The sequence below is a fragment of the Pseudomonas sp. ZY71 genome (genome assembly GCF_036542145.1).
GTDB lineage: Bacteria > Pseudomonadota > Gammaproteobacteria > Pseudomonadales > Pseudomonadaceae > Aquipseudomonas > Aquipseudomonas koreensis_A.
Genome location: NZ_CP144274.1, coordinates 1,789,139 through 1,801,492 on the forward strand (window position 1 = coordinate 1,789,139; position 12,354 = coordinate 1,801,492).

A 12,354-nucleotide genomic window follows, 5' to 3' on the forward strand; every position below is an offset into this window, starting at 1 on the left:
GCTTGCCCCTTATTTTGGGCATTGAGTTGACTAGGGAAGTTGCTATTGCATGTGGCGTGAAACCAAAATTCTGCTGATCGATGACGATAGCGTCCGCCGCCGCGACCTGGCGGTGATTCTAAATTTTCTTGGCGAAGAAAATTTACCCTGCGGCAGCCATGACTGGCAGCAGGCAGTCGGCTCTTTGTCGTCTAGTCGTGAGGTCATTTGCGTACTGATCGGGACGGTTAATGCTCCTGGTGCGCTTTTGGGCTTGCTAAAGACACTCTCAACCTGGGATGAGTTCCTTCCGGTTTTGTTGATGGGCGATAATTCTTCCGTTGACCTGCCTGAAGATCAGCGTCGCCGCGTGCTTTCGACCCTCGAAATGCCACCCAGCTACAGCAAATTGCTCGACTCCCTGCACCGTGCCCAGGTCTATCGCGAGATGTATGACCAGGCCCGTGAGCGCGGTCGTCATCGCGAACCCAATCTGTTCCGCAGCCTCGTCGGCACCAGTCGGGCGATACAGCACGTGCGCCAGATGATGCAGCAAGTGGCCGACACCGACGCCAGCGTGCTGATCCTCGGCGAGTCCGGGACCGGCAAGGAAGTGGTTGCGCGCAACCTGCATTACCACTCCAAGCGTCGCGATGCGCCATTCGTGCCGGTCAACTGCGGGGCGATCCCGGCAGAGCTGCTCGAAAGCGAATTGTTCGGCCACGAGAAGGGCGCCTTCACCGGTGCGATCACCAGCCGTGCCGGTCGTTTCGAACTGGCCAATGGCGGTACGCTGTTTCTTGACGAAATCGGCGACATGCCGCTGCCGATGCAGGTCAAACTGCTGCGCGTCCTGCAGGAGCGCACCTTCGAACGCGTGGGCAGCAACAAGACCCAGAGCGTCGATGTGCGCATCATTGCCGCAACGCACAAGAATCTCGAAAGCATGATCGAGATCGGCACCTTCCGCGAAGACCTCTACTATCGCCTGAACGTGTTCCCGATCGAGATGGCGCCGCTGCGTGAGCGCGTCGAAGACATTCCGTTGTTGATGAACGAGCTGATCTCGCGCATGGAGCACGAGAAACGTGGTTCGATCCGTTTCAACTCGGCGGCGATCATGTCGCTGTGCCGTCACGGCTGGCCGGGCAACGTCCGCGAACTGGCCAACCTGGTGGAGCGCATGGCGATCATGCATCCGTACGGGGTGATCGGCGTGGTCGAGCTGCCGAAGAAATTCCGCTACGTCGATGACGAAGACGAGCAAATGGTCGACAGCCTGCGCAGTGATCTCGAAGAGCGTGTGGCGATCAATGGCCATACGCCGGACTTCACCGCCAATGCCATGCTGCCGCCGGAAGGCCTGGACCTGAAAGACTACCTCGGCGGTCTGGAACAGGGCCTGATTCAACAGGCGCTGGACGATGCCAATGGCATTGTCGCGCGTGCCGCTGAGCGTCTGCGTATCCGTCGTACCACCCTGGTCGAGAAGATGCGCAAGTACGGCATGAGCCGCCGCGATGGAGATGAACAGGCGGAGGATTGACGCCTGTTTTTCAACCGCTTCATTTATAAGTGGTTTTTTTTAGGCACGGGTATTGCTACAGCCCTCGCAACGTTCCGTTTAACTGACGGTCAGCCAAGCGAGAAAGCACAATGCCCCAAGCCCAGATGTCTTCTGCCTCCAGTCCCGAGGGGCAACCGTCCTCCGTAGAGCAGGCGAGCCGACAGGGCCTTGAGCAGGCATTCGAACTGTTCAACCAGATGTCCAGCCAACTCACTGACTCCTACAGCATGCTTGAAGCACGGGTGACCGAGCTCAAGGGGGAGCTGGCGGTGGTCAGCGCCCAGCGCATGCAGGAGCTGGCGGAAAAAGAACGCTTGGCCAACCGTCTGCAAAACCTCCTTGATCTGTTGCCCGGTGGCGTCATCGTCATTGACGGTCACGGCATGGTGCGTGAAGCCAATCCGGCCGCCATCGAACTGCTCGGTCTGCCGCTTGAGGGCGAGCTGTGGCGCCAGGTGATTGCACGCTGCTTCGCCCCGCGCGAAGACGACGGTCATGAAATTTCCCTGAAAAACGGTCGACGCCTGTCGATTGCCACCCGCTCGCTGGACGCCGAGCCGGGGCAATTGGTGCTGCTCAACGACCTGACAGAAACCCGTCATCTGCAAGACCAACTGGCGCGCCATGAGCGTTTGTCCTCACTGGGCCGCATGGTCGCCTCGCTGGCCCATCAGATCCGCACGCCGCTGTCTGCCGCTTTGCTCTACGCCAGTCATTTGACTGAGCAGGAATTGCCGGTGGCCACTCAGCAGCGTTTCGCCGGACGCCTGAAAGAACGTCTGCATGAGCTTGAGCATCAAGTACGCGACATGCTGGTGTTTGCTCGCGGTGAATTGCCGCTGACCGATCGCCTGACCCCGAATGCCTTGATGCAGGCGCTGCAAGCGGCGGCGTTGACCCATGTGCAGGATCTGCCAATCCGCTGGCAGTGCGACAGTCATGCCGGTGAATTGCTGTGCAATCGCGACACGCTGGTCGGCGCGCTGTTGAATCTGATCGAGAACGCGATTCAGGCGAGTGCCGGCAACGTCCGTCTGAAAGTCCATTGCTACACCCGCGACAACAGCCTGCGCTTGAGCATCAGCGACAGTGGCAGCGGCATCGAGCCGGCGATTCTGGCGCGGCTCGGCGAGCCATTTTTTACCACCAAAGTCACCGGCACCGGTCTGGGCCTGACCGTAGTCAAGGCAGTGGCCCGGGCGCATCAGGGAGAATTGCTGCTGCGTTCGCGGGTCGGGCGCGGCACGTGCGCGCAGGTGATCCTGCCGCTGTTTTCCGCTGTACACGGAGCTGAGTAAAAGACATGGGCATCAAGGTTTTGCTGGTCGAGGATGACCGCTCATTGCGCGAGGCGCTGGCCGACACGTTGTTGCTCGCCGGTCACGATTACCACGCGGTCGGGAGCGCCGAGGAGGCGCTGACGGCGGTGGCGCGCGAAGCGTTCAATCTGGTGGTCAGCGACGTCAACATGCCCGGCATGGACGGTCATCAATTGCTCGCCCTGCTGCGCGCCCGCCAACCGCAATTGCCGGTGTTACTGATGACGGCGCACGGTGCGGTCGAGCGCGCGGTCGATGCGATGCGCCAGGGGGCGGCGGACTATCTGGTCAAACCCTTTGAGCCCAAGGCTCTGCTCGATCTGGTGGCGCGGCATGCGTTGGGCAGCATCGGTGCAAGTGACGGCGAAGGTCCGGTGGCGGTCGAGCCGGCCAGTGCGCAATTGCTCGAGTTGGCAGCGCGGGTGGCGCGCAGTGATTCCACGGTGCTGATCTCTGGCGAATCCGGCACCGGTAAGGAAGTGCTGGCGCGCTACATTCATCAGCAGTCCCATCGCGCCAGTCAGCCGTTCATTGCGATCAACTGTGCGGCGATCCCGGACAACATGCTCGAAGCCACGTTGTTCGGCCACGAAAAGGGTTCGTTCACCGGCGCCATCGCGGCGCAGGCCGGCAAGTTCGAACAGGCCGACGGCGGCACGCTGCTGCTCGACGAAATCTCCGAAATGCCCCTCGGTCTGCAAGCCAAACTGCTGCGTGTGTTGCAGGAGCGCGAGGTCGAGCGCGTGGGTGCGCGTAAACCGATTGCTCTGGATATTCGCGTGGTCGCCACCACCAACCGTGATCTGGCCGGCGAAGTGGCGGCGGGACGTTTCCGTGAGGACCTTTTTTACCGTCTGTCGGTTTTCCCACTGGCCTGGCGTCCACTTCGCGAGCGCACTGCCGATATCCTGCCGCTGGCCGAAAGGTTGCTGGCCAAACACGTCAATAAAATGAAGCACGCGGCGGCGAAACTTTCGCCTGACGCGCAAGCGTGTCTGACCGCGTACCCGTGGCCGGGCAATGTGCGTGAGCTGGATAACGCCATTCAGCGTGCGCTGATCCTGCAGCAGGGCGGTTTGATTCAGCCGCAGGATTTCTGTCTGGCCGGTCCCGTGACGTACACCGCGATGCCCGTCGCCGCGCCGCTGTCATCGGTGATTCGCGAGGTGGAAATCGAAGCGGATTCGGCCGGCGCACTGGGCGATGACCTGCGCCGCCGGGAGTTTCAGATGATTATCGACACCCTGCGCGCCGAGCGCGGCCGACGCAAAGAAGCGGCGGAAAAACTCGGTATCAGCCCGCGCACCCTGCGTTACAAGCTGGCGCAAATGCGCGATGCCGGGATGGACGTCGAAGGTTATCTGTTCGCCACCTGACGTCTGGTGCAACGATTTGAAAACGCTTTTCTGAAAGGGGTGCCCATGAGCTGGCACCCTTGTTGCTAATACCTGTGTACCCGCCGAGTGAGTGTCAAAAAATTGCGGGCCGCCCAAGAGAGTAGACCATGAGCCAAGGTATTGAATTTAATCGGTTGATGATGGACATGAAGGCCATGAAAATGGACGCCATGTCTGCACCGAAATCGACGACCGCTGTCCCTGAACTGGCGGGCAGCAGCTTTTCCGACATGCTCGGTCAGGCGATCAATAAGGTCAGCGATACCCAGACCGCGTCGACTCAGTTGGCCAACGCATTCGAAGTGGGCAAGAGCGGCGTCGATCTGACGGATGTGATGGTCGCTTCGCAAAAAGCCAGCGTGTCGTTCCAGGCTCTGACCCAGGTGCGCAACAAGCTGGTTCAGGCTTACCAAGACATCATGCAGATGCCGGTTTAAGGACGAGATTGAGTCATGGCAGAAGCAGTCGCCGATAACGTTCCGGCCAAGGCCACCCCGATAGACGGCAAACCGCCGTTGTTCGGCCTGTCCTTCCTGGAAAACCTCTCCGAGATGACCATGCTGCGTCAGGTAGGCCTGTTGGTCGGCCTGGCTGCGAGCGTGGCGATTGGCTTTGCCGTGGTGCTGTGGTCGCAGCAGCCGGATTACCGTCCGTTGTACGGCAGCCTTGCCGGCATGGACGCCAAACAGGTCATGGACACCCTGGCCGCCGCCGACATTCCTTACAACGTCGAACCGAACTCCGGTGCCTTGCTGGTCAAGGCCGATGACCTGTCCCGTGCGCGGATGAAACTCGCCGCTGCTGGTGTCACTCCCAGCGACGGCAATATCGGTTTCGAAATCCTCGACAAGGAACAGGGTCTGGGCACCAGTCAGTTCATGGAAGCGACGCGTTATCGTCGCGGCCTCGAAGGTGAACTGGCGCGGACCATTTCCAGCCTGAACAACGTCAAGGGTGCCCGCGTGCATCTGGCGATTCCGAAAAGCTCGGTGTTTGTCCGTGACGAACGCAAGCCAAGTGCTTCGGTTCTGGTTGAGTTGTACTCCGGTCGTTCGCTGGAGCCGGGTCAGGTGATTGCGATCATCAACCTGGTCGCGACTTCCGTTCCCGAGTTGAGCAAATCGCAGATCACCGTCGTCGACCAGAAGGGCACTTTGCTCTCCGATCAGGCGGAAAACTCCGAAATGACCATGGCCGGCAAGCAGTTCGATTACAGCCGCCGCATGGAAAGCATGCTCACCCAGCGCGTGCACAACATTCTGCAACCGGTACTGGGCAACGATCGCTACAAGGCGGAAGTTTCCGCTGACATCGATTTCAACGCTGTCGAGTCGACCGCCGAGCAGTTCAACCCGGATCAACCGGCGTTGCGCAGCGAACAATCGGTCAACGAACAACGCACCGCCAGCAATGGCCCGCAAGGTGTGCCGGGTGCCCTGAGCAACCAGCCGCCGTCGCCAGCCTCGGCACCGCAAACCACCGGTGGTGCCGCAGCGCCAGCCGCCATGGTGCAGCCAGGTCAGCCGTTGGTTGATGCCAACGGTCAGCAGATCATGGACCCGGCCACCGGCCAGCCAATGCTCGCGCCGTACCCGGCCGACAAGCGTCAACAATCGACCAAGAACTTCGAACTCGACCGTTCCATCAGCCACACCAAACAGCAGCAGGGTCGCCTGAATCGTCTGTCGGTGTCGGTGGTTGTCGACGATCAGGTCAAAGTCAACGCGGCCAATGGCGAAACCACCCGTGCGCCATGGAACGCCGACGAATTGGCGCGCTTCACCCGTCTGGTTCAGGACGCCGTCGGTTTCGACGCCAGCCGTGGCGACAGCGTCAGCGTGATCAACATGCCGTTCTCCGCCGAGCGCGGTGAAGTGATTGCCGATATTCCGTTCTACTCCCAGCCATGGTTCTGGGACATCGTCAAACAAGTGCTGGGTGTGTTGTTCATTCTGGTGCTGGTGTTTGGTGTGCTGCGTCCGGTGCTTAACAACATCACCGGCGGCGGCAAAGGCAAGGAGCTGGCCGGTCTTGGCAGCGACGTGGAACTCGGCGGGATGGGCGGCCTGGACGGCGAACTTTCCAACGACCGCGTGAGCCTCGGTGGTCCGCAGAGCATTCTGTTGCCGAGCCCAAGTGAGGGTTATGACGCGCAACTGAATGCAATCAAGAGTCTGGTGGCAGAAGACCCGGGTCGCGTGGCCCAGGTCGTGAAAGAGTGGATTAACGCAGATGAGTGATAACCGAGCCGCTGTCGCTAAACTGTCCCGGGTCGACAAAGCCGCAATTCTGCTGCTGTCCCTGGGTTCGACCGATGCTGCGCAAGTGCTGCGCCACATGGGCCCGAAAGAGGTTCAGCGTGTGGGTGTGGCCATGGCCCAGATGGGCAACGTCCATCGCGAACAGGTCGAGCAGGTCATGAGCGAGTTCGTCGACATCGTCGGCGACCAGACCAGCCTCGGCGTCGGTTCCGACGACTACGTGCGCAAAATGCTCACCCAGGCATTAGGCGAAGACAAGGCCAACGGCCTGATCGACCGTATCCTGCTCGGTGGCAACACCAGTGGCCTCGACAGCCTGAAATGGATGGAACCGCGCGCGGTTGCCGACGTGATCCGTTACGAACACCCGCAGATCCAGGCAATCGTGGTCGCGTACCTCGACCCGGATCAGGCCGGTGAAGTGCTGGGCAACTTCGACCACAAGGTGCGTCTGGACATCATCCTGCGCGTCTCGTCGTTGAACACCGTACAGCCAGCGGCATTGAAAGAGCTCAACCAGATTCTCGAGAAGCAGTTCTCCGGTAACTCGAATGCCTCGCGCACCACCCTGGGTGGCATCAAGCGTGCGGCGGACATCATGAACTTCCTCGACAGCTCGATCGAAGGCCAGCTCATGGACTCGATCCGCGAAGTCGACGAAGACCTGTCCGGTCAGATCGAAGACCTCATGTTCGTGTTCAACAACCTTGCCGATGTCGACGACCGTGGCATTCAGGCGTTGCTGCGCGAAGTGTCTTCCGACGTGCTGGTGCTGGCCCTCAAGGGTTCGGACGAAGGCGTCAAAGAAAAGATCTTCAAGAACATGTCCAAACGTGCCGCCGAACTGTTGCGCGACGACCTCGAGGCCAAAGGCCCGGTGCGCGTCAGCGACGTCGAAACCGCGCAGAAAGAAATCCTCACCATTGCCCGTCGTATGGCCGAAGCCGGCGAAATCGTACTCGGTGGCAAAGGTGGCGAGGAAATGATCTAAGCCCATGGACAAGCACGACGACGATGTGACGGATCTGATCCGTGCCCGCGATGTCCGTGGTTTCGAATCCTGGGCCATGCCCAGCTTCGACCCGCCGAAGCCGGAACCCGAGCCCGAGCCGGAACCCGAACCGCCGGAAATGGAAGAAGTGCCGCTGGAAGAAGTCCAGCCACTGACCCTGGAAGAACTCGAAAGCATCCGTCAGGAGGCTTACAACGAAGGCTTCGGCATCGGCGAAAAAGAAGGTTTTCACAGCGCCACGCTCAAGGTCCGTCAGGAAGCTGAAGTGGCGCTGGCGGCAAAACTTGCCAGTCTTGAGCAGTTGATGGCGAACCTGTTCGAACCCATCGCTGAGCAAGACACGCAGATCGAAAAATCGCTGGTCGACCTCGTGCAGCACATCACCAAACAGGTGATCAAGCGCGAACTGGCCATCGATTCCAGCCAGATCGAACACGTCATGCGCGATGCGCTCAAGCTGTTGCCGCTGGGTGTGGAAAACGTGCGTCTGTACGTCAATCCGCAGGACTTCGAACAGGCCAAGGCCTTGCGCGAACGTCATGAGGAAACCTGGCGCATCGTCGAAGATGAATCGCTGTTGGCGGGTGGCTGCCGGGTTGAAACCGAGCACAGCCGCATCGACGCCAGCATTGAAACCCGCGTCGCTCAGGTCATGGCGAAATTGTTCGATCAGTTGCACGAACAGGCTTTGCACCCGGCTGAAGCGGATCTGAGCCTGGACATTCCAGAAGACGTAAAACCGGCGGCCGCACCCGAAGAGCCGCTCGCGGACGACCCCGATGCGCCTTGAACGCACCAGTTTCGCCAAGCGCCTGAGCACTTACGCTGAGGCCACCGAGATTGCCGGCGCGCCGATTCTCGAAGGCCGCCTGCTGCGCATGGTCGGCCTCACCCTTGAAGCCGAAGGCTTGCGCGCGGCCATGGGCACGCGCTGCCTGGTGATCAATGACGACAGCTATCACCCGTCGCAGGTGGAAGCGGAAGTCATGGGTTTTTCCGGCAGCAAAGTCTTTCTGATGCCGGTCGGCAGCGTTGCCGGCATCGCCCCCGGCGCCCGCGTGGTGCCACTGGCTGATACCGGGCGCTTGCCGATGGGCATGAGCATGCTCGGTCGCGTGCTCGATGGCGCCGGACGTGCGCTGGACGGCAAGGGCGGCATGAAGGCCGAAGACTGGGTGCCGATGGACGGCCCGACGATCAACCCGCTCAACCGTGACCCGATCAGCGTGCCGCTGGACGTCGGCATCCGTTGCATCAACGGTTTGCTGACGGTCGGTCGTGGTCAGCGTCTGGGTCTGTTTGCCGGTACCGGTGTCGGTAAATCGGTACTGCTGGGCATGATGACGCGCTTCACCGAGGCCGACATTATCGTCGTTGGTCTGATCGGTGAGCGGGGTCGAGAAGTTAAGGAGTTCATCGAGCACAGTCTCGGTGAGGAAGGCCTCAAGCGTTCCGTCGTGGTTGCTTCGCCCGCGGACGATGCGCCGTTGATGCGTCTGCGCGCCGCGATGTACTGCACGCGCATCGCCGAATATTTCCGCGACAAGGGCAAGAACGTCCTGTTGCTGATGGATTCGCTGACCCGTTTCGCTCAGGCGCAGCGGGAAATTGCTCTGGCCATCGGCGAGCCACCAGCGACCAAAGGTTATCCGCCGTCGGTGTTCGCCAAATTGCCGAAACTGGTGGAGCGCGCCGGTAACGCAGAGAAGGGCGGTGGTTCGATTACCGCGTTCTACACCGTGCTGTCCGAAGGCGATGACCAGCAGGACCCGATTGCCGACTCGGCCCGAGGCGTACTCGACGGCCACATCGTGCTGTCCCGGCGCTTGGCCGAAGAGGGACACTATCCGGCCATCGACATCGAAGCGTCGATCAGCCGGGTAATGCCGGCGGTGGTCTCGCCGGACCACATGCAGCGCGCGCAATACTTCAAGCAGTTGTGGTCGCGTTATCAGCAGAGCCGCGACCTGATCAGCGTCGGCGCCTACGTTGCCGGTGGCGACCGCGAGACCGATCTGGCGATCTCCCTGCAACCGCAGCTGGTCCGGTACCAGCGTCAGGGCCTCAACGACAAAATCAACATGGGCGAAAGCCAGGCTTACCTCGAAACCCTGTTTGCCCCTGCGGCGGGCGGCTAACCGCTCATGGCCGCCGTCAGTCGAGCCGCGCGTCTGGCGCCGGTGGTGGACATGGCCGAACAGGCCGAGAAAACTGCCGTACAACGGCTGGGCTATTTTCAGGGCCAGGTGAAAGTCGCGGAAAGCAAGCTGGCTGACCTCAATGCCTTCCGGCTGGATTACTCGCAGCAATGGATCGTGCGCGGCAGCACCGGCGTGAGCGGGCAATGGCTGCTCGGTTTTCAGGGCTTTCTGGCGCAACTCGACACCGCCGTCGACCAGCAGCGGCAGAGCCTGGTCTGGCACCAGAACAAGCTCGACAAGGCCCGTGAGGAATGGCAACAGGCGTTTGCCAAGGTCGAAGGCCTGCGCAAACTGGTGCAGCGTTATCGCGAAGAGGCGCAACGCCTTGAGGACAAGCGCGAGCAGAAATTGCTTGATGAGTTGTCCCAGCGTTTGCCACGACAGAATCCCTTCTAAAACGCACCGCCAGACCCTGTGGGAGCGAGCCTGCTCGCGAATGCATTCGGTCAGTTGACTCAATTGTTGACTGGCACGACGCCTTCGCGAGCAGGCTCGCTCCCACATTTGTTCCTGCGTTGCGCCTTGCTGCAACCCTGTGCAAGTGCTAAACCTTGTACAGGTTCGTCAATGACAAGGAAGCCAGTCAATGTCAGTCGTTACAGAAGTCTCTCCAGATGGTCAAAAACTGACGATTTCGGTCAGGGGGCGGTTTGATTTTGGTCGCCATCAGGAATTTCGCGAGTCCTATGAGCATCTTGCCAAGAAGCCTGACTCCATCGTGGTCGACCTGAAAGAGGCCACCTACCTCGACAGCTCCGCACTGGGCATGCTGCTCCTGCTGCGCGATCACGCCGGCGGCGATAGCTCGGACGTGCGCGTGGTCAACAGCAATTCCGACGTGCGCAAGATCCTCGCCATCTCCAATTTCGACAAGCTCTTCGACATCAGTTGACGGCCATGCTGGCGCAAGAGCCGCTGACCATCCTGATCGCCGAAGACAGTGCCGCCGATCGCTTATTGCTGTCGACCATCGTCCGTCGCCAGGGCCATGAAGTCCTGACGGCGGCCAACGGTGCCGAGGCGGTCGATCTGTTTCGCCGGCAGCAACCCGATCTGGTGCTGATGGACGCGCTGATGCCGGTGATGGACGGCTTCGAGGCTGCGCGGCAGATCAAGGCGCTGGCGGGCGAAACCCTGGTGCCGATCATCTTCCTCACCTCGCTGACCGAAAGCGAAGCGCTGGCCCGTTGTCTTGAGGCCGGTGGTGACGACTTTCTGGCGAAGCCCTACAACCAGGTGATCCTTGCCGCCAAAATCAAGGCGATGGATCGCTTGCGCCGTTTGCAGGCAACTGTCTTGCAACAGCGCGACTTGATCGCTAAACACCATGATTACCTGCTCAACGAACAGCGCGTGGCCAAAGCCGTGTTCGATAAGGTCGCGCATTCCGGTTGCCTCAGCGCGCCGAACATTCGCTACCTGCAATCACCTTATGCGCTGTTCAACGGTGACCTGCTGCTGGCAGCCTACACGCCGGCCGGTGACATGCATGTGCTGCTCGGCGATTTCACCGGTCACGGGCTGCCGGCAGCAGTGGGCGCCATGCCGCTCGCCGAAGTCTTCTACGGCATGACTGCCAAGGGCTACGGCCTCGCCGAAACCCTGCGCGAAATGAACGCCAAGCTCAAACGCATCCTGCCGGTGGATATGTTCTGCTGCGCCACGCTGCTGTGCCTGAGTTTTCAGCGGCGTTCGGTCGAAGTGTGGAACGGCGGCATGCCTGACGGTTATCTGCATCGGATTGCCACGGGCGAACGTGTGCCGCTGGCGGCGCGGCATTTGCCGTTGGGCGTGCTCAGCGCGCAGGCGTTCGACGACCGTACGGAAGTGCATCCGATGGCCGCCGGTGATCGTGTGTTTCTGTTGTCCGACGGGGTGATCGACACCAGCGATGCCAGTGATCAACTGTTCGGTGTCGAGCGTTTACAGCAGGTGTTCGCCGCCAACCGCGAGCCGGATCGCTTGTTCGAGGACATCGAGCAGGCGCTGCGGGATTTTCGCGGAGAGGCCCGCGACGACGTGAGCATGGTCGAGGTCAGCCTGCTGGAGCCGGCGCAGGTCAAGCCGTCGGCGCCGGTGTATTCCGACAGCGGCCAGTCGTGCCCGCTCGACTGGTCGGTGAGCTTCGAATTCCGTGGTGCCACGCTCAAACGCTTCAATCCGTTGCCGTACCTGTTGCAGTTGCTGCTTGAGGTGCATGGGCTGCGGGCGCAGAGTGGTGCTTTATACAGCGTGCTGGCCGAGTTGTATTCCAATGCGCTGGAGCACGGCGTGCTGGGTCTGGATTCCAGCCTCAAGCGCGATGCGGCGGGTTTCGCTCGCTACTATCAGCAGCGCAATGATCGGCTGGAGGCGCTGCAGGACGGTTTCGTACGCGTGCATTTGCAGGTGCAGCCACAAGGCGAGGGCGGTTGTCTGGTGATTCGTGTCGAAGACAGCGGCAAGGGTTTTGATGTGGCGCGGGTCATGGAGCGGCCGCTGGACGGCGTCCGTTTGTCGGGACGCGGCGTCAGTCTGGTCCGGCAATTGGGGCGCAACGCCAGTTGGTCGGACGAAGGTCGTAGTGCCCGCGTGGAGTTTTCCTGGGGGGTTGAGGCATAATCCGCGCAATTCTTGAT

At 60.8% G+C, this 12,354-nt stretch carries 11 protein-coding genes; all 11 read left to right on the plus strand.

The genetic code is table 11. From position 1 onward, the window contains the following. Positions 1–49 precede the first annotated feature (49 nt). Positions 50–1,525, plus strand: coding sequence for a sigma-54 dependent transcriptional regulator (locus tag VY732_RS07920; RefSeq protein WP_007920053.1), 1,476 nt, complete (start codon positions 50–52; stop codon positions 1,523–1,525). A gap of 110 nt (positions 1,526–1,635) precedes the next feature. Continuing rightward, positions 1,636–2,844 carry a sensor histidine kinase gene (locus VY732_RS07925; protein WP_442968562.1) on the plus strand — a complete coding sequence of 403 codons (1,209 nt, stop codon included), beginning with the start codon at positions 1,636–1,638 and terminating at the stop codon, positions 2,842–2,844. A 5-nt stretch (positions 2,845–2,849) separates the two neighbouring features. Beyond that, complete coding sequence (locus VY732_RS07930; protein WP_077571654.1) at positions 2,850–4,241, plus strand: sigma-54-dependent transcriptional regulator; 1,392 nt, start codon at positions 2,850–2,852, stop codon at positions 4,239–4,241. Between the two features lie 128 nt (positions 4,242–4,369). Then, entirely contained in the window at positions 4,370–4,699 is a 330-nt protein-coding gene (fliE, locus tag VY732_RS07935) for a flagellar hook-basal body complex protein FliE (RefSeq protein WP_077571655.1), read from the plus strand. Positions 4,700–4,714: 15 nt separating this feature from the next. Then, positions 4,715–6,502, plus strand: a complete 1,788-nt coding sequence (fliF, locus tag VY732_RS07940) for a flagellar basal-body MS-ring/collar protein FliF (RefSeq protein ID WP_077571656.1) — start codon at positions 4,715–4,717, stop codon at positions 6,500–6,502. Continuing rightward, entirely contained in the window at positions 6,495–7,514 is a 1,020-nt protein-coding gene (gene fliG / locus VY732_RS07945; protein WP_007958288.1) for a flagellar motor switch protein FliG, read from the plus strand. The genes fliF and fliG overlap by 8 nt, the downstream gene beginning before the upstream one ends. 4 nt (positions 7,515–7,518) lie before the next feature. Further along, a complete protein-coding gene (gene fliH / locus VY732_RS07950; protein WP_077571657.1) occupies positions 7,519–8,325 on the plus strand; it encodes a flagellar assembly protein FliH in 807 nt (268 codons plus the stop codon). Continuing rightward, the gene (gene fliI / locus VY732_RS07955; protein ID WP_077571658.1) at positions 8,315–9,673 is read left to right on the plus strand and encodes a flagellar protein export ATPase FliI; all 1,359 of its coding nucleotides are present in this window, start codon (positions 8,315–8,317) and stop codon (positions 9,671–9,673) included. Before fliH ends, fliI begins: the two co-directional genes overlap by 11 nt. Before the next feature lie 6 nt (positions 9,674–9,679). Further along, positions 9,680–10,132 carry a flagellar export protein FliJ gene (fliJ, locus tag VY732_RS07960; protein ID WP_077571659.1) on the plus strand — a complete coding sequence of 151 codons (453 nt, stop codon included), beginning with the start codon at positions 9,680–9,682 and terminating at the stop codon, positions 10,130–10,132. Positions 10,133–10,322: 190 nt separating this feature from the next. Further along, the gene (locus VY732_RS07965; protein WP_331695145.1) at positions 10,323–10,628 is read left to right on the plus strand and encodes an STAS domain-containing protein; all 306 of its coding nucleotides are present in this window, start codon (positions 10,323–10,325) and stop codon (positions 10,626–10,628) included. 5 nt (positions 10,629–10,633) lie between these two features. Then, positions 10,634–12,337 (plus strand): ATP-binding SpoIIE family protein phosphatase, encoded by a 1,704-nt coding sequence (locus VY732_RS07970; RefSeq protein WP_331695146.1) that lies wholly within the window; start codon positions 10,634–10,636, stop codon positions 12,335–12,337. The last annotated feature ends 17 nt before the right edge of the window (positions 12,338–12,354 follow it).

Coding starts and splice junctions, on each gene's coding strand:
- fliH (WP_077571657.1), top strand. CDS start 7,519: ATGGACAAGCACGACGACGATGTGACGGATCTGATCCGTGCCCGCGAT.
- fliF (WP_077571656.1), top strand. CDS start 4,715: ATGGCAGAAGCAGTCGCCGATAACGTTCCGGCCAAGGCCACCCCGATA.
- VY732_RS07970 (WP_331695146.1), top strand. CDS start 10,634: ATGCTGGCGCAAGAGCCGCTGACCATCCTGATCGCCGAAGACAGTGCC.
- fliE (WP_077571655.1), top strand. CDS start 4,370: ATGAGCCAAGGTATTGAATTTAATCGGTTGATGATGGACATGAAGGCC.
- VY732_RS07965 (WP_331695145.1), top strand. CDS start 10,323: ATGTCAGTCGTTACAGAAGTCTCTCCAGATGGTCAAAAACTGACGATT.
- fliI (WP_077571658.1), top strand. CDS start 8,315: ATGCGCCTTGAACGCACCAGTTTCGCCAAGCGCCTGAGCACTTACGCT.
- VY732_RS07925 (WP_442968562.1), top strand. CDS start 1,636: ATGCCCCAAGCCCAGATGTCTTCTGCCTCCAGTCCCGAGGGGCAACCG.
- VY732_RS07920 (WP_007920053.1), top strand. CDS start 50: ATGTGGCGTGAAACCAAAATTCTGCTGATCGATGACGATAGCGTCCGC.
- VY732_RS07930 (WP_077571654.1), top strand. CDS start 2,850: ATGGGCATCAAGGTTTTGCTGGTCGAGGATGACCGCTCATTGCGCGAG.
- fliG (WP_007958288.1), top strand. CDS start 6,495: ATGAGTGATAACCGAGCCGCTGTCGCTAAACTGTCCCGGGTCGACAAA.
- fliJ (WP_077571659.1), top strand. CDS start 9,680: ATGGCCGCCGTCAGTCGAGCCGCGCGTCTGGCGCCGGTGGTGGACATG.